General features: G+C 69.4%; 14 protein-coding genes. 7 read left to right on the top strand and 7 right to left on the bottom strand.

Annotation, left to right across the window (positions count from 1 at the left end; all coding sequences use genetic code 11):
* Nucleotides 1-510: 510 nt before the first annotated feature.
* Complete coding sequence (locus tag D588_RS0109245) at nucleotides 511-2,007, bottom strand: aminotransferase class III-fold pyridoxal phosphate-dependent enzyme (RefSeq protein WP_017915772.1); 1,497 nt, start codon at nucleotides 2,005-2,007, stop codon at nucleotides 511-513.
* Between the two features lie 127 nt (nucleotides 2,008-2,134).
* On the opposite strand from D588_RS0109245, the gene D588_RS0109240 reads away from it, so the two are divergent.
* Both D588_RS0109240 and queA read left to right on the top strand, forming a co-directional pair.
* Nucleotides 2,135-2,566, top strand: a complete 432-nt coding sequence (locus D588_RS0109240) for an Lrp/AsnC family transcriptional regulator (RefSeq protein ID WP_017909210.1) — start codon at nucleotides 2,135-2,137, stop codon at nucleotides 2,564-2,566.
* A 145-nt stretch (nucleotides 2,567-2,711) separates the two neighbouring features.
* Nucleotides 2,712-3,761, top strand: a complete 1,050-nt coding sequence (queA, locus tag D588_RS0109235) for a tRNA preQ1(34) S-adenosylmethionine ribosyltransferase-isomerase QueA (protein ID WP_017915771.1) — start codon at nucleotides 2,712-2,714, stop codon at nucleotides 3,759-3,761.
* A gap of 500 nt (nucleotides 3,762-4,261) precedes the next feature.
* Here queA and D588_RS0109230 read toward each other — a convergent pair whose 3' ends face one another.
* Nucleotides 4,262-6,073 (bottom strand): DUF885 domain-containing protein, encoded by a 1,812-nt coding sequence (locus tag D588_RS0109230; protein ID WP_017915770.1) that lies wholly within the window; start codon nucleotides 6,071-6,073, stop codon nucleotides 4,262-4,264.
* A gap of 254 nt (nucleotides 6,074-6,327) precedes the next feature.
* On the opposite strand from D588_RS0109230, the gene D588_RS0109225 reads away from it, so the two are divergent.
* Nucleotides 6,328-7,155, top strand: a complete 828-nt coding sequence (locus D588_RS0109225) for a DUF4349 domain-containing protein (protein ID WP_017915769.1) — start codon at nucleotides 6,328-6,330, stop codon at nucleotides 7,153-7,155.
* Between the two features lie 371 nt (nucleotides 7,156-7,526).
* On the opposite strand, the gene D588_RS0109220 is transcribed toward D588_RS0109225, so the two are convergent.
* The 3 genes from D588_RS0109220 to D588_RS0109210 all read right to left on the bottom strand — a co-directional run bounded on the left by D588_RS0109220 (nucleotide 7,527) and on the right by D588_RS0109210 (nucleotide 9,177).
* Nucleotides 7,527-7,820 (bottom strand): hypothetical protein, encoded by a 294-nt coding sequence (locus D588_RS0109220; protein WP_017909065.1) that lies wholly within the window; start codon nucleotides 7,818-7,820, stop codon nucleotides 7,527-7,529.
* Between the two features lie 66 nt (nucleotides 7,821-7,886).
* A complete protein-coding gene (locus D588_RS28490; RefSeq protein ID WP_087963668.1) occupies nucleotides 7,887-8,141 on the bottom strand; it encodes a hypothetical protein in 255 nt (84 codons plus the stop codon).
* A 94-nt stretch (nucleotides 8,142-8,235) separates the two neighbouring features.
* Nucleotides 8,236-9,177 carry a LysR substrate-binding domain-containing protein gene (locus tag D588_RS0109210; RefSeq protein ID WP_017908809.1) on the bottom strand — a complete coding sequence of 314 codons (942 nt, stop codon included), beginning with the start codon at nucleotides 9,175-9,177 and terminating at the stop codon, nucleotides 8,236-8,238.
* Between the two features lie 216 nt (nucleotides 9,178-9,393).
* On the opposite strand from D588_RS0109210, the gene D588_RS0109205 reads away from it, so the two are divergent.
* On the top strand, nucleotides 9,394-10,320 hold the full coding sequence (locus D588_RS0109205; protein WP_017915767.1) for a DMT family transporter: 927 nt from the start codon (nucleotides 9,394-9,396) through the stop codon (nucleotides 10,318-10,320).
* Between the two features lie 79 nt (nucleotides 10,321-10,399).
* Nucleotides 10,400-10,912, top strand: coding sequence for a DinB family protein (locus D588_RS0109200; protein WP_017915766.1), 513 nt, complete (start codon nucleotides 10,400-10,402; stop codon nucleotides 10,910-10,912).
* Between the two features lie 30 nt (nucleotides 10,913-10,942).
* On the opposite strand, the gene D588_RS0109195 is transcribed toward D588_RS0109200, so the two are convergent.
* Both D588_RS0109195 and D588_RS0109190 read right to left on the bottom strand, forming a co-directional pair.
* Nucleotides 10,943-11,863, bottom strand: a complete 921-nt coding sequence (locus tag D588_RS0109195; protein ID WP_017915765.1) for a peptidylprolyl isomerase — start codon at nucleotides 11,861-11,863, stop codon at nucleotides 10,943-10,945.
* Nucleotides 11,864-11,964: 101 nt separating this feature from the next.
* Complete coding sequence (locus D588_RS0109190) at nucleotides 11,965-13,734, bottom strand: XVIPCD domain-containing protein (protein WP_017915764.1); 1,770 nt, start codon at nucleotides 13,732-13,734, stop codon at nucleotides 11,965-11,967.
* Nucleotides 13,735-13,905: 171 nt separating this feature from the next.
* Here D588_RS0109190 and D588_RS0109185 point away from each other — a divergent pair, with 171 nt between their 5' ends.
* Both D588_RS0109185 and D588_RS0109180 read left to right on the top strand, forming a co-directional pair.
* Nucleotides 13,906-14,271: a PadR family transcriptional regulator gene (locus tag D588_RS0109185; protein WP_017908804.1), complete on the top strand. Its 366-nt coding sequence runs from the start codon at nucleotides 13,906-13,908 to the stop codon at nucleotides 14,269-14,271.
* A complete protein-coding gene (locus tag D588_RS0109180) occupies nucleotides 14,268-15,194 on the top strand; it encodes a sensor domain-containing protein (protein WP_017915763.1) in 927 nt (308 codons plus the stop codon). Before D588_RS0109185 ends, D588_RS0109180 begins: the two co-directional genes overlap by 4 nt.
* Nucleotides 15,195-15,252 lie beyond the last annotated feature (58 nt).

Here is a 15,252-nt window from a genome sequence, read left to right as displayed (position 1 = left end):
GTTCGTTCATTTTCCATGCAAATGCGAATTGTTTGCAATCTCTTTGTCATCGGTACCGGTCCGCCGCGGTTCGGATAGGCGGACTCGCCAGAAAATGCGGCCCATCGACCAAGGCGCGCAATCGGCCAAAGGACCCGGCACTGAGTGGTTTAGGGCCCGTCCGTGCGGGCGCGCGACGCCAGCTCCGACCAGACGGGCGCTGCGGGTACGTGGAAGTCCGACCTAGGGGCGGTAGCGAGGCAAGCCGGTGTCAGGCAGCCGATGCTGCCTGGAGATGGCGTGGTACCGACGGCGCACTGTCGCTGCCGGATCGTCGCACCAGGTGCGTTTCGAGGTATGCCGAAGGAGCGGGTGTGGCAGTGCCAGATCGCGTGTCGCCATGAGCGTCGCCAGTGTCGGCGGACCACGAAGCCAGGCCGGTACTCGCCCTCTGTGCAAGGGCGGCACGCGCCAATGCTGTCGGGATTGGCCGCTTGCGGCGCCGTCCTGCGGCACCGCAAGCAGCGGGGTTCAGGCCGCCGCGGCCTGTGCCACGCGCGGGCCTTCGCGCAGGGCGCGGCCGATGAGCCCGACCAGCAGATCCAGCTCTTCGCTGTCCATCGCGAAGTGCGGGGTGAAGCGCAGCGAGTTCTCGCCGCCGTGGATCACGTTGACGCCGTGCTGGCGCAACCACTCCTCGGTGGAGCCGGCGCCGTAGCACTTGTACTGCGGGGCCAGCGCGCAGGAGAACAGCAGGCCGGTGCCCTGCACCTGGGTGATGGCGCCGCCGAGTTCGGCCTTGAGCTTCTCCAGCTTCTGCACCGCCTCGGCGCCGCGCTCGCGGATGTTGGCGCGCACCTGCGGGGTCAACTGCGCCAGGGTCGCGGTAGCGACGTCGAGCGCGCGCGGGTTGCTGGTCATGGTGTTGCCGTAGGTGCCCTTGCGATACACCTGCGCCGCGTGCTCGGTCACCGCCAGCACCGACAGCGGGTACTGCGCGGCGTTGAGCGCCTTCGAATAGGTTTCCAGGTCCGGCGGGTCGAGCTGCTCGAAGCCGGGATAGTCCACCACCGACAGCACGCCGTGCGCGCGCAGGCCGGCCTGGATCGAGTCGACCAGCAGCAGGCTGCCGTGGGTGCGGGTCAGTTCGCGCGCGGCGGCATAGAACGCCGGCGGCAGCGCGCGGCCGGGGTCGCCTTCGCCCATCACCGGCTCCAGGAACACCGCCTCGATGAACCAGCCGTGCTGCTCGGCCTCGGCGAAGGCGCGGCGCAGCGCGTCCACGTCGTAGGGCGCGATGGCGATCAGCCCATCGTCGCCGCGGTAGCTGGCCAGGTGCTGCAGATAGGTCTTGCGGCTGGAGTCGGAGTACATGCCTGGCCGGTCGGTGCGGCCGTGGAAGCTGCCCTTGACCACCAGGCGCTTGATCTTGGCGCCGGCGTGGCGTGCGCCCGGATCGGTCTGCAGCTTGGCGTTGATGTCGACGATGCGTGCGGCCAGGCCCACCGATTCGGAACCGGAATTGAGGCACATGAAGCGGGCGTACGGACAGCCGCCGCGACGGTGGCCGATCTCCGCACGCAGCGCGCGCTCGAAGCGCAGCTGCGACAGGTTGGGGGTCATCACGTTGGCCATTACCTGCGGCCGTGCCATCGCCTCCAGCACTGCCTCCGGGGTGTGGCCGAAGCCGAGCATGCCGTAGCCGCCGGCGTCGTACAGCACCGCGCCCTTCAGCGTGACCACCCACGGGCCGCGCGCGCTCAGCGCCACGTACGGGGTCACCGCGTCGTCGGCGTAGAAATTGACGAACCCGGCCTGCAGGCGGCGGATCTGCTCGGCCTCGTCGAGGTCGAGCAGGTCGCCGAACTCCGCGGCGATGCGCGCGTAGTCCGCTCCGGCTGCGTCGATCGCCGCGCGCAGCGACGGATGCGAGGCCGCCAGGCGCTCGATGCTGGCGTCGTCCAGGCCCTGGGTCAGGCGATCGCCGGCGTGGGCACGGAGCGGGGCGAGGGGGGCGAGTACGGTCATGGAGATCTCCTGAAGGCGGGCTGTCTGGCGACGATCCTATCTATTATCGGGACAGGATCGTCGAATGGCAGCGTAAATCCGTGCAGGAATTGACGCATTTTCGTCGATTCGACGAAAATCGGTGGTCATGAAGATCACCGCCTCCGATGATGCCCTGCTGTCGCTGCTGCGCGAGGACGCGCGCGCCTCCACCGCCCAGATCGCCCGTCGCCTGGGCGTGTCGCGGACCACCGTGCAGAGCCGGATCGAGCGCCTGGAGCGCGAGGGCGTGATCTGCGGCTATACCGTGCGCACCCGCGACGACTACGAACAGGGCCATATCCGCGCGCACATCCTGATCACCGTGCTGCCGAAGAAGATGACCTCGGTGGTCAAGGCACTGCGCGAGATCGATGCGGTGCGCGTGCTGCATTCGGTCAGCGGCTCCTTCGACCTGATCGCGCTCGGCGTGGTGCCGGGCGTCAACGACATGGACGAACTGACCGACCGCATCGGCGCGCTGGACGGGGTGGAGCGCACTACCTCGTCGATCATTCTGTCCACAAAATTCGAGCGCTGAAGCGCTGGGATTCGGGATTCGGGATTGGGGATTGGGGATTCGCAAGAGCGGGATCCCGCTTCTGCTTCAGCGAATCCCTAATCCCGAATGCCCAATCCCGGCGCCGCTACAATGGCCGGCCCCATTCCCGATCTCCCCCGGCGCCTTGAAAAAGTCCGATTTCCACTACGACCTGCCTGAAGACCTGATCGCGCAGGAACCGCTGGCCGAGCGCTCGGCCAGCCGGCTACTGCTGGTGCCGCCGGCGCCGGCGGCCTTCGCCGATGGGTATGTGCGCGACCTGCCAGAGTTGCTGCGTGCCGGCGACCTGCTGATCTTCAACGACACGCGGGTGATCCCGGCGCGGCTGTTCGGGCAGAAAAGCACCGGCGGGCGGGTCGAGATCCTGATCGAACGGCTGCTCGGCGGCCAGCGCGCGCGGGCGCAACTGGGCGTGAGCAAGTCGCCCAAGGCCGGCGCACGCATCGCGCTGGATGCCGGCGGCGAGGCCGAGGTGCTGGGCCGCGATGGCGAGTTCTACCAGTTGCAGTTCCATGTGGACGGCGCGCTGGAGCACTGGCTGCAGCAGGCCGGACGCTTGCCGTTGCCGCCGTACATCCGCCGCGAGCCGGGCCTGGACGACCGCGAGCGCTACCAGACCGTGTTCGCGCGCGAGGCTGGCGCGGTCGCCGCGCCGACCGCCGGGCTGCATTTCGACGCGCCCTTGCTGCAGGCGCTGCAGCAGCGCGGGGTCGAGGTCGGGCATGTGACCCTGCACGTCGGTGCCGGCACCTTCCAGCCGGTGCGGGTGGAAGCGCTGGAGCAGCACCAGATGCATCGCGAGTGGCTCAACGTCGGCGCCAGCCTGGTCGAGCAGGTGCGGCGCACGCGCGCGGCAGGCGGGCGCGTGATTGCGGTGGGGACCACGGTGGTGCGCGCGCTGGAGAGCGCGTCCAAGGACGGCGAACTGCATCCGTTCGCCGGCGAGACGCAGATCTTCATCCTGCCGGGCTATCGCATCCGCAGCGTCGACGCGATGGTGACCAACTTCCATCTGCCGGAAAGCACGCTGCTGATGATGGTCTCGGCCTTCGCCGGCCGCGAGCGCATCTTCGCCGCCTATCGCCACGCCATCGCCGAGCGCTACCGCTTCTTCAGCTACGGCGACGCGATGCTGTTGTGGAGCAGCGAGACGCCGGCAGACCACGTGGGCTGACTCGCGTGAGGTCGTGCGGTCGTGGCGGCCGTCGATCGAACGCGTTGGCGAAGATGGTGGCGTTGTTACGCCCAGCCGGTGAACGCATCGACGACGCGTGCGCCGCGCGCACCGATGAGCGGGCGTCGTCGCGCTGGAGGTGCATGACCTCGCGCCTCACCTCTGGCCTGCCGCTGCACAAAATGCAAGCCACCGCGAAGCGTCGCGAAACCAGCCTGCACCCGTGTGATTGCACGAGGCGGCGCCCGTACCCTCATCCGCCCCTTCGGGGCACCTTCTCCCGAGGGGAGAAGGGAGAGGCCAAAACCCCTCTCCCTCCGGGAGAGGGGTTGGGGTGAGGGGGAGGCAGCGCGCAGCGACAGCCCATCAACCCCGCATCGCGCAGACACGGTATCGCGCCCGTATCAACGACCATGCAGCAGCAGGGGCCAGACGTGCTTGCCAATCCTCAAGGGCTTCACCACGGCCGCAGGCCCGTCATCCCGACCCCACAATCCCGGCTACTTGATCGGCTCGTCCAGCATCAGTTCGCGCACGAACCGCACCGGCGGCGCGCCGTAGGACAGCACCTGGTCGTGGTAGGCCTTGAGGTTGAACTTGTCGCCGAGCTTGTCCTGCATCGCCTTGCGCAGGTCCAGGTGCTCCTGCACGCCGACGAAGTAGGTGGGCAGCTGCGCCGAGGTCAGCTGTGCGCGCACCCACTTGCCCTCGGCCTCGCTCTGCTGCTGGAAGGTGTCGTGGACCATCAGGTGCAGCGCCTGTTCCTTGCTCCAGCCGTCCACGTGCACGCCCTGGTCGAGCAGTGCGTTGGCGATGCTGCGCAGATAGAACTTCAGCTGCACCAGGTGGAACAGCGGATCGTTGTCCAGATAACCCTGCTCCTGCATCATCCGCTCGGTGTACACCGCCCAGCCTTCGGCGAACACGCCCGAGCGCAGCACGCCGCGCAGGGTGGAGGGGAACTTGGCCGAATGCCAGCCTTCCACGTAATGCCCGGGCACGCCCTCGTGGATGCTCAGCAGGTGGATCATGCGGCTGTTGTACTCGCGCAGGAACGAGTCGGCCTGCTGCGTAGTCCAGTCGTCGGGGATCGGCGACACCGCGTAGAAGGTCTTCAGGTTCTTGTCCAGCGGGCCGGGCGAATCGCAGTACGCCACCGCCACGCCGCGCTGGAATTCGGGCATCAGGATGATGTCCACCGGCGCATCGGGCAGGGTCACCAGATCCTTCTTGCGCACGAAGTCGGTGGCATCGGCCAGCGAGGCCTTGGCGGCCTCGACCACCTTGTCGCGCGCCGGATGCTGCGCATAGGCCAGCTCCAGCGCCGCCTCGATCGCCTTCTGCTGTTGTTCGTCGCTGGGCGCATCGACCAGGGCCGGCGCGCCGGGTTTGTCCTTGAGCACGGTGCGGGCGATGCCGTACATGTCCTGGCGCACGCGCGAGAGCTCGGCCTCGGCGCGCTGCTTGATGTCGGCGCGCGACAGCGATGAGTTGAGCGCGAACTTCAGCTTCTGGTCGTACTTCTCCGCGCCGAGGCGGAAGTCGCCCTTGGCGTTGGGCACCAGGGTCTGGTCCAGCCAGGTCTGCTGTTCGGCCACGGCCTTCTTCAGGCCCTCGATCGCCGCTTGCAGGCGCTGCGCGTCGGCCTGCGGCAGTTCCTGGATGTGCGGGACGATGAAGCTGTCGACGATGCTGAGGATGCCGCGGTTCTGCTTGGCCACGGTCTTGGCGCTGATCTCCGACACGCGGGCCGGGTCGAGGTTGGCGCGCGCCTGCGCGAACAGCGCCGGGATCTTCTCCATGCGCGCGGTGGCCGACTTCAGCCGCTCCGGCAGCGGCGCGAACTCGCGCGCCATCAGTCCGTAGATCGCGCCGCCGGCCAGGCCGTTGTAGACCTGCGGGTCGGTCGCCCAGCCTTGTGCCACCTCGCTGTTCCAGATGTCCGACTGCAACTGGTTGCGCAGGATCGCCGCGTCCACCTGGTTCTCGCGCGAGAGCTTGGTGACGTCGAGCTTGTCCAGCTCGGCCAGCAACTGCTTGCTCGCGTCCAGGCTCTTCTGCCGGCCGGCGGCGCTGAGGTCGTCCAGTTCGCTGTCGTAGCGATGGTCGCCGGTCTGGGTGGCGCCGACCGGGGACAGCTGCATCCAGGTGTCGACGGCGCGCTTGGACAGTGCGGCGAAGCTGGCGTCGGCGGCCGCGTCGGGCGCTGCCGCGGCCTGGCCGGAGGCGTTGCTGGCGGCAGGCGCGTCGGCGGGTTTCTGGCAGCCGGCGAGGGCGGCGAGCAGGGCGGCGGCGAGCAGGTGCTTGCGCATCGGGGTTCCTGGAGTGGGTCGATCCACCAGGGTAGCTGCGCCGTGCTGCCAGCGCCCCTGCCATTGGATTACCCTGGACGCTTTCGCCATTCAGGAGCACTGCAATGCAGGACAAGGGACGTCGCCATCGTGGCCATGTCGTACGCGACACCGCGTTCGATCCGGATGGCGTCGCAGCAGCGGCTGGCACGCTCGCTGTCGTAGCGCCTGCGCGTGGGCGCTGGTATCGCTGGGGCGCTTCCCTGGCGCTGGCGGTGTCGATCGCTGCCTGCAGCCGCGGCGGCGAGAGCGCGGCGCTGCCGGCCGCTCATCTCTATTCCGCCGATGCCGCCAGTAGCGCGGCCGGTGCCGCCGAGGCCGCAGCGCAGGCGGCAGAGGCAGCCGTCGCAGCGCCGCCGCCGAGTCCCGGCGCTTTCGCCATGCCGTCCCTGGCCTATGAGCACGAGGTCGATGTGGCATTGCCGGTGGCGCAGATTCCCGCACGCCTCAAGCAACTCCAGGAAAGCTGCCTGAAATCCAGTTTCGGCGCATGCACCGTGTTGCAGGTCGAGCAGCGCGGCGGCGAGCAGCCGCGCGGTGAGCTCAGCGTGCGGATCGCGCCGGCCGGGGTCGAGCCGTTGATCGCGCAGGCGGGTCAGGGCGGCCAGATCGAGAGCCGTACCACCCATGCCGAGGACCTGGCGCAGGCGGTGCAGGACAACGAGGCGCAGCGCCAGCGCCTGCAGGCCGAGCAGCGGCGCCTGCAGGAGTTCCAGCAGCGCCGCGATCTCAGCGTGGCCGACATGATCGCGCTGTCGGAGAAGCTGGCCGCGGTGGAGACGCAGCTGCTCGCCACCAGCCAGGAAGCCGCACAGCAGCGCCGGCGCCTGGATACGCAGCGGGTGACGTTGACGTTCTCGGCGCCGACCGCCGAGCGGAGTCGCAGCGACATCGGCGAGGCGCTGCACGACAGCGGCGAAATCTTCGCCGGATCGATCGCCTGGGCGATTCGCGCGGTGGTGGGGCTGGCCCCATTCGTGGTGCTCGGCTATGCGTTCTGGCGGCTGATCGCCTGGCGCCGACGTCGGCGTCGTTCGGCCTAGGAGACAGGCGCTGTTCCCGTCCGATGGGATCGGGCGGGAGCGGATGGAGGTGAGTGTGCGCGGTGTTGCCACGCGTTAGCGACGGAACGGTGGCACGTCATCCAGCAGCCGTGAACGATGCTGGGGGGCGGGTCGCGGCTGAAGCGGCTGCTACCGTTCTTCTCGTCTGACACTCGAGCTTGAGCAACAGAAAAACGACTTCTGCCGGGGCTCGCGATACATTGGCTGGGAGCACTGTGGGAGGGACTTCAGTCCCGACGTCTTGAAGTCGGGTACCTGAGGCACGGCTGGCGCCTCTGGAAATCCAGGATGCTGGCCATGGGCACGCCAGGACGCTGCGCCATGCGGCGCAACGTCCCGGATGCAGGCCCTCAGCCTTCGTCCTGTTCGAACTCCACGACCACGTCCAGTTCGAACGCCAGGGCTTCCACGGCCTCGCGCACCTTCTGGGCGGTGGCGGCGTTGCCGGCCTCCACTTCCACTTCGTGGGTGCCCGGGCCCTGGTCGTCGGGCAGGCCGGCGGAACTGGAATCGTCGTCGTCCATGTGCGGCATCAGGTCGTCGATTTCCTCGACGTGTTCGATGCCGTCCAGGCTCGACAGCAGGTTGATGATGGCGCGGGCATCGTCCTCGCTGCCGGTGATGCGGATGCGGAGCTGGGGCATGGGCCTTCCTCTTGGGGGGAAGGCGCAGGCTAGGCAGGCATCGGCTAAGGCGGGGTGATGACGCGCTCAATGCATCGGCGCGACCGCATCCGGCCCGGCATGCTCGGCGATGGGCAGCAGCAGCGCCTCCGCGGCCGCGCGCAGCAGCGTCGGGGCGATGTAGCGGCGATGCGCGGCGGCGATCAGTGCCATGTACAGGTGCCCGAAGCGGTTGCGGCAGGTCACGCGCGGCCGGCAGCAGCGCGGTGAGGGGGCGATTTCGGCGGTGCCGGCCAGCGTGCCAGCGGTTGGTTTCCGTAAGAGCGGCTTCAGCCGCGACATCGCCGGCCAAGACGATCTGGTCGTGGCTGAAGCCGCTCCTGCGCGCCGATCGACGCTGGGCCGTTTCTGCATAGTGCGCGCTGCGGGGCACGCCCTAGCCCGCCTTCGGCGGCAGCCCGAGCAGTTCCGCCGGCAGCGCCGGCATCGGCGTGCGCTCGTCCAGCGCCTCGCGCTTGAGCCAGTCGACGAAGTGGCTGGCGGCCGGGCTGAGCAGGCGGTGGGTCGGATGCACGATGTAGTAGGAATAGCGCGCGGTCAGCGCCGGGCCGGGCAGACGCACCAGTTCGTAACGCTGCAGGTAGGGCTGGGCGATGTGCTTGCGTGCCAGCACCGCGCCCACGCCGTACACCGCCGCGCGCATCGCATCGGTGCTGTCGTTGAAGGTGTGCATCGGCGGCAGCGCCACGCCGCGCACGCCGGCGGCGCGGAACCAGTCGCGCCAGCCCTGCGGCGACATGTCGGTGAGCAGCGGCAACTGCGCGATCTGCTCGGGCCGGCGCAGCGTCGCCAGTTGCGGCAGAGCCGGCGAGGCCACCGGGAACAGTTCGTCGTCCATCAGGTGGTGCGAGGTCAGGCCCGGCCAGGCGCCCTGGCCGTAGCGGATGCCAAGATCCGGGCCGCCCTCCTCGAAGCGCGAGAACGCCGCATCGGTCTGGATGTCCAGCCGCACGTGCGGATAGGCCTGGCAGAAGCGCGGCAGGCGCGGCAGCAGCCAGCAGTACGAGAGCGAGCGCAGCGTGGTGAGGCGCAGCGGCGCGGTGTCGGCCTGCGGATGCAGGTTGCCGGCGACCGCGGCGATGTCGGCCAGCGCCGCGCTGGCGGCATCGGCCAGTTGCCGGCCCTCGGCGGTCAGCTTGACCCCGCGCGCGTGGCGCTGGAACAGCGTGGCGCCGAGCAGGGCTTCCAGGCGCCGCACATGGTGGCTGACCGCGCTGGCGGTGAGATGCAGTTCCTCCGCGGCATGGGCGAAGTTCTGGTGGCGCGCGGCGGCGGCGAACACGCCGAGTGCGGGCAGCAGGGACGGGCGCAGTTGCATGAGCAGGCACGCGGCAGATTTGTGGCTCGCGACGATACTACGCGCTTGTCGGCCCCGTGGCGCAGGGCGATGCTGGCAGCCGAACACGACATGCGCGGCGGGAAGCGGTGATGCGGAGTCGGCGCGGATGCGTCGCCCGGCGTCCTCAGCCGGCAGCGGATGCGTGGCGTCGCACGACCGCTGCGGCGCGTGTCCGATCGACCGCGAGCCTCTTCCATGCCAACCTCCGATCCTTCCCTGCAGCCGGCCATCGCCTCCGCCGCTGCTGCCTCCGCATCCGACGGCGCGCCCGCCCGTGACTGGCGCACGCCGCTGGAACTGGGTTTCCTCGGCGTCGTCTGGGGCTGCTCGTTCCTGTTCATGCGCGTGGCCGCGCCGCAGTTCGGCGCCTACGCGCTGGTGGAACTGCGCCTGGCGCTGGGCGCGGCGGTGCTGCTGCCGTTCCTGTGGCTGGCGCGGGCGCGCTTCCCGTTGCGGCGCTGGCCGACCCTGGCGGCGATCGGCTTGCTCAACTCGGCGCTGCCGTTCCTGCTCTTCGCCTGGGGCGCGCAGCATGCGCCGGCGGCGATCGGCGCGATCTGCAACGCGATGACCGTGCTGTTCACCGCCTTGATCGCCTTCCTGTTTTTCGGCGAGAAGATCGGCACGCGCCGCGCGCTGGCGCTGTTGATCGGCTTCGCCGGCATCGTGGTGCTCGCCACCGGCAAGTCGGCCGGCATCAGCGTGGGCCCCGCCGCGCTGGCCGGCACCACTGCCTCCCTGCTGTACGGCATCGGCTACAGCCTGGTGAAGCGGCACATGAGCGATCTGCCGCCGGCCGCGGCGGCCGCGTCCACGCTGGGGTGCAGCGCGTTGCTGCTGGCGCCGCTGGCCTGGACGCATTGGCCGGCCGCACCGGTGCCGGCGGTGGCCTGGGCCTGCGCCGGCGGCCTGGGCGTGCTCTGCACCGGCCTGGCGTTCCTGTTGTACTACCGGTTGATCCAGCGCATCGGCCCGGCGCGCGCGTCGACGGTGACCTACCTGGTCCCGGTGTTCGGCGCGCTGCTGGCCTGGGCGATCCTCGGCGAGCCGCTGACCTGGACCATGTTGCTGGCCGGCATGCTGATCCTGGGCAGCGTCGCCTTCAGTCAGCGCGCGCGGTAGCGGCGCAACTGGCAGGCGTGCGCGAGGACGTCGGCGCGCCGCAAATTCCGTGTCCCCCCTTTGCCTGGAGAACGACGCAATGACCGATTCCCTGCTCGCATCGCAGTTCGCCTTCAAGGCCTGGGCCAACGCCGAACTGCTGCAGGCGCTGGCGCAGATCGATGGTGCGGCGTTTCCGGCGCAGCGGCAGCGCGCGATCCGGCTGTTGAACCATACCTACGTGGTGGACCGGATCTTCGCTGCGCACCTGGAGGGCGTCACGCATGCGTTCACCGCGAGCAATACGCCGCAGACGCCGGAACTGGAGGCGCTGGGTGCGGCGGTGGCCGAATCGGACCGGTGGTATGCCGACTATGTCGCCCGGATCGACGCGCCCGCCTTGCAGCAGACACTGGCGTTCCATTTCACCGATGGCGATGCCGGCCGCATGAGCCGAGAGGAAATGCTGTTCCACGTGCTCGCGCATGGCGCTTTCCACCGCGGCAACATCGCCATGCTGCTGACCGAGTGCGGCGTGGAGCAGCCGCGCGAACTGTTCACCCGCTTCCTGCACGCGCAGCAACCGCAGCGGCGCAGCGTCGGCGGCGCCTGAGCGCGCACCGTCCGTCGCGCGCATGACGCGTCACTTCGGCGGCGTACGCACCGGCAGCGGCACATTGCACAGGTCGATGTGCCCGGCAGGCCGCTTGTAGAACGCGTCGCGGCGGTTGCGTCGCGCCTCGACGACTTCGCGGAAGGTGCGCGTATCCGTGCGCAGCAATTGCAGCGGGGTGCGCTCGTTCTCCGGCACGTCGCTGGCCAGGCGGATGGCGCGTATCGGGGTGCGTTGTTCGGGTTTTTCGTAGAAGCCCATCGGGTCAGGTCCGCGCGGGATCACGCTGAGCAGTTCCATGCCCTTGACCACGCGGCCGACCACGGTGATGTTGCGGTCCAGTTGCCGCGGCGATTGCCCGGTGACCACGTACAGTTCGGCGCCGATGCTGCTGTCCTCGTCGTTGTTGCGACCGGCGCCGAGCGTGCCGTAGCAGTGCGCCAGCCAGGCGGTGCCGGCCTTGGGATCGCGCGCCACCGGAAAGCCGTCGACGAAGCCCACCTGCGGCGCCCAGCCGTCGCGGTCGGGCAGGGGCTGGAACGCCAGGCCCGCGGCCGGGCGCTGGAATTCGGCGGGCAGGTGGGTCTTGGCACTGCCCAACGACTTGGCCTTGCCCGCTTCCTCGCCATCGGGGTCGCCGAACTGCACCACGAAATTGTCCTGCGCGCGGTAGATGCTCAGGCCGTCCCAGAAGTGCTCGTGGGCCAGGGTGCGGATGTTGCCGACGTGCTGCGGCGCGAACGCCGGTGCCAGTTCGATGATCACCCGGCCGGTGTCCAGCTCCAGGTACAGCGTGTTGGCCGGATCCAGCGTGCGCCAGTCGCTGGGCTTGGATGCGTCCAGGATCTGTTGCGGGCTGCGGTAGGGCACGGCCGGCGGCGGTGCCCCGGCCGACGCGGCGAAGGTGGACAGCGACAACGCGAGGGCGAGCAGGGAAGTGCGCAGCGGCATGAGGGCGGCCCGGTCGGTGAGCGCCCGATTCTCACCGAAGCGGCGACCGCTGCCAATGTGCCGGCGGCATGGCGCGACCGCCGTGCCGCCGACAGCGCTGTCTACGACAGCGCGCGCTTCTGCGGTTCCTGTGTGTCCTGCACCGGCGCCTGGTTCGGCAGCGGCGGCAGCGCGGCCAGTTGCCTGGCGCTTTCCGCCGCCGGGATGGTGGCCGCCTGCGCGGCGTCCACGTAGGCCACCCGCTTGTCGCCGGCGCTGGGGTCGCCCTGCACCGCGAACACGCGGCCGTTGTCGTTGCGCAGCACGTGATCGACCTGGGTCAGGCCGTCGCGCCTGGCCGCCAGCAGCAAGTTGCTGGCGACGTTTGCGTCGTACGGGGTGAGCTTGCGCTCGATCGCCTGCTGCATCGCCTGTTGCCGCGGGTCGGCGGCGGCAGCGGCGTGCGGCTCCGGCCCGCTGCCGGTGGCGCGTGTCGGCGCCGTCGGCGACTTCTGCTCTGGCGTTTCGGCCTTGGCGTCGATGCGTTGCAGATCGCCGCCCGGCGTGCCGCCGGCGCTGTCGGCCACGCGGAACAGGCGCTCGCTCAGGCCGTACTGGGAATTGCCCAGGTTGCGCGCCAGGCCGATCGCGAAGTCCTGCGGACTTTGCTTGGCGTACTGCGCCGCCTCGTGCGCGGTCATCGGGCTGGCCTGCGCTGCGCGCTGGTACTGCTGACGCAGCGCATCCATCTGCCGCTCGGAGAAGTGCAGGGTGAGGTCCTGGCCGGCCTTCGCCGGACCCGCGGCACCGGCCTTGCCGGCGAGCACCGAGTTGAGCAGCTGCGCCTGGTTCTCGTCGACCTTGTCGAACTTGAACTGGTAGCTGCGTTCGTCCACGCGCTCGTTGTTCGCGGCGTCGAACTGGCGGGTCATGGTCATCGGCACGTTGCCGGCGTACTGCACCTTGCCGACCAGACTGTAGCTGCCGTCGGCATAGGTGGTGCGCACGTTCTCCCCGGTGTTGCGCTGGCCGCCCAGCTCGGCCTTGAACGGGCCTACCGCGAGTTGGGCACGGGTTTCCGAACTCATCGTGAGGCTTTCGACCTTCTGTACGTCGCTGACGCCGGGTACGTTGGCGGCGAGCTTGCCGCTGGCCAGGAAGTCGCGATAGGCGGCTTGCGCCTGCGGCTCGCGCAGGTCGAAGGTGGCGGTGCGCATGGTCGCCTGGCCGAGCGCGTCCTGGCGGCCGAGCATGGCCTGGGCGATGTCGTTCTTGAATCCGACCGCCTCCAGCCGCTCCAGCGCCTGGGTCGGGCCGACCGCCACGCGCACGCTGTGCTCGTCCACGCGCTGCACGGCGTAGCTCATGCCGGCCGCATCGGTGCGCTCGCTGGAGGTGGCCAAGCCGCGAAACGTCGCCTCCATCGAGGTCTTGGCGAAGGCCTGGCCATCGAGCTTGACGCTGCCGTCCACCGGGATGGTCTGCGGGTCGAACGGATTCACCTGGGCAGCGGCTTCGGCCTTGGCCTCGCCGGGTAGGCGCACCTCGTAGCGGCCGCGCTCGCCGACTGCCTGGGTCAGGCTGCCGTCGACGGCCAGGCGCCCGGCCTTGAATGCGCCCTCGATGCGATGGCCCTGGGTGAACTCCATCTCCACGTTGAACACGGTCTTGCCGTCTTCCTGTTTGCTGCCGGCGCCGACCTTGCCGGTCTGCACCAAGGCGTACTCCAGTGGGCCACGCCTGGCTTCGGTGACCGTACGGCTGTACTCGAGCGAGCCTGCGCCAGCGTTCGGATCCCGCTTGATCGGGCCAGCGGAGTATTGGTTGCCGGAACTGGCGAAGCTCGGGTCGGTGGCCTGGCCGGGTTGCTGTTCGGTGGGGGACGGGCTCATGCGATACCTCCTGGAATGCATGTGGAACGGAACCGTCACGAGTGTAGGGCGCGCGACGTTGTCGAAACGTTTGCCGCGGCAATCGCGGCGCCTGGGCGGCGTGCATGACCAATGGCACGATCACTATGTTGAACTCGTTACTAGTATCTAGCTCAACCTAGCGAGGGCGTCATGGTCGAGCCGGATGCACAGCTGAAGAAATTCCAGAAGGAGCTGAGCGCCGGCACCGTGTCGCTGGCCCTGCTGGCGGTGCTGGCCGCGGCCGAGGCGCCGCTGTACGGCTACCTCATCGCCAAGCGCCTGGAGCAGGTGGGCGAGGGCGTGCTCAGCGGCAAGCAGAGTGCGCTGTATCCGGTGCTGCGCAACCTAGAGGCGGCGGGGCTGCTGTCCAGCCATGTCGAGCCGTCGGTGGCGGGGCCGCCACGGCGTTACTACCGCATCACCGCGGCGGGTCTTTCCACGCTGCGGCAATGGGCCGCGGCGTGGCGCGCCACCCGCGATTCCGTCGATTCCGTGCTGAAGGGGATTTCAGAATGAGCAGCGCACACACCGCACCGCGGCCCTTGCCGACCACCATTCCCGACTACCTGGCGCAACTGCGTGCGGCATTGGGCGGCGCCGACCCCGCGCTGATCCAGGACGCGCTGTACGACGCGGAGGAATACCTGCGCTCGGAGCTGGCCGAGCAGCCGGGCAAGAGCGAGGCCGAGGTCATCGCCGGCGTCGCCGGCAGCTACGGCGCGCCGGAGGAGGTGGCCGAGATCTACCGCGATACCGAGGTCACGGTCAGCCGCGCGCTGAAGCCGCCGGCGCCGCCCAGGCGCAAATCGTTGCCCGGCCGCTTCTTCGGCGTGGTCGCCGACCCGCGCGCCTACGGCAGCCTGTTCTACATGCTGCTGTCGCTGGTTACCGGCATCTTCTACTTCACCTGGCTGGTGACCGGCGTCAGCGTGTCGGCGGGCTTGCTGATCCTGATCGTCGGGGTGCCGCTGCTGGTGCTGTTCTTCGGGTCGGTGCGGCTGCTGTCGCTGGTGGAGGGCCGCGTGGTGGAAGTCCTGCTGGGCGAGCGCATGCCACGCCGGCCGCTGTACAGCGCGCCGCAACAGCCGTGGCTGCAGCGCATCGGGCAGATGTTCACCGATGCGCGCACCTGGACCACGATGCTGTATTTCCTGCTGATGCTGCCGCTGGGGATCGCCTACTTCACCGTGTTCGTCACCCTGCTCAGCACCGCGCTGGGGTTGGCCGCGGCACCACTGGGCCTGCTGTTCCCCGAGCACTTCTATCTTGGCGTGGCGTTCGGCGATCTCGGCGCCGCCGGTGCAGGTCTGTGGCTGCTGCCGCTGTCCACCGCATTGGGTGTCGTGTTGCTCTTTGTCACGCTGCACCTGGCGCGGGCCGTCGGCAAGCTGCACGGCCTGCTGGCCAAGCAACTACTGGTGCACAGCACGGGGCAATGACGAGGCGTCGCGGCCGGCGACCGCCGGCCGCGGGCGCGACGCGGCTCAGCCGGCCTTG

The sequence above is a fragment of the Xanthomonas sp. SHU 308 genome, assembly GCF_000364645.1.
In the GTDB taxonomy this organism is placed as follows: Bacteria; Pseudomonadota; Gammaproteobacteria; order Xanthomonadales; family Xanthomonadaceae; genus Xanthomonas_A; species Xanthomonas_A sontii.
This window is presented reverse-complemented; position numbering and strand designations above follow the sequence as displayed.

Bases quoted from the DNA above. Each gene is read 5' to 3' on its own strand.
- D588_RS0109245 (WP_017915772.1), bottom strand. From the start codon at position 2,007: ATGACCGTACTCGCCCCCCTCGCCCCGCTCCGTGCCCACGCCGGCGAT.
- D588_RS28490 (WP_087963668.1), bottom strand. From the start codon at position 8,141: ATGTCGCGGCTGAAGCCGCTCTTACGGAAACCAACCGCTGGCACGCTG.
- D588_RS0109185 (WP_017908804.1), top strand. From the start codon at position 13,906: ATGGTCGAGCCGGATGCACAGCTGAAGAAATTCCAGAAGGAGCTGAGC.
- D588_RS0109190 (WP_017915764.1), bottom strand. From the start codon at position 13,734: ATGAGCCCGTCCCCCACCGAACAGCAACCCGGCCAGGCCACCGACCCG.
- D588_RS0109180 (WP_017915763.1), top strand. From the start codon at position 14,268: ATGAGCAGCGCACACACCGCACCGCGGCCCTTGCCGACCACCATTCCC.
- D588_RS0109200 (WP_017915766.1), top strand. From the start codon at position 10,400: ATGACCGATTCCCTGCTCGCATCGCAGTTCGCCTTCAAGGCCTGGGCC.
- D588_RS0109210 (WP_017908809.1), bottom strand. From the start codon at position 9,177: ATGCAACTGCGCCCGTCCCTGCTGCCCGCACTCGGCGTGTTCGCCGCC.
- D588_RS0109230 (WP_017915770.1), bottom strand. From the start codon at position 6,073: ATGCGCAAGCACCTGCTCGCCGCCGCCCTGCTCGCCGCCCTCGCCGGC.
- D588_RS0109240 (WP_017909210.1), top strand. From the start codon at position 2,135: ATGAAGATCACCGCCTCCGATGATGCCCTGCTGTCGCTGCTGCGCGAG.
- D588_RS0109195 (WP_017915765.1), bottom strand. From the start codon at position 11,863: ATGCCGCTGCGCACTTCCCTGCTCGCCCTCGCGTTGTCGCTGTCCACC.
- D588_RS0109205 (WP_017915767.1), top strand. From the start codon at position 9,394: ATGCCAACCTCCGATCCTTCCCTGCAGCCGGCCATCGCCTCCGCCGCT.
- D588_RS0109220 (WP_017909065.1), bottom strand. From the start codon at position 7,820: ATGCCCCAGCTCCGCATCCGCATCACCGGCAGCGAGGACGATGCCCGC.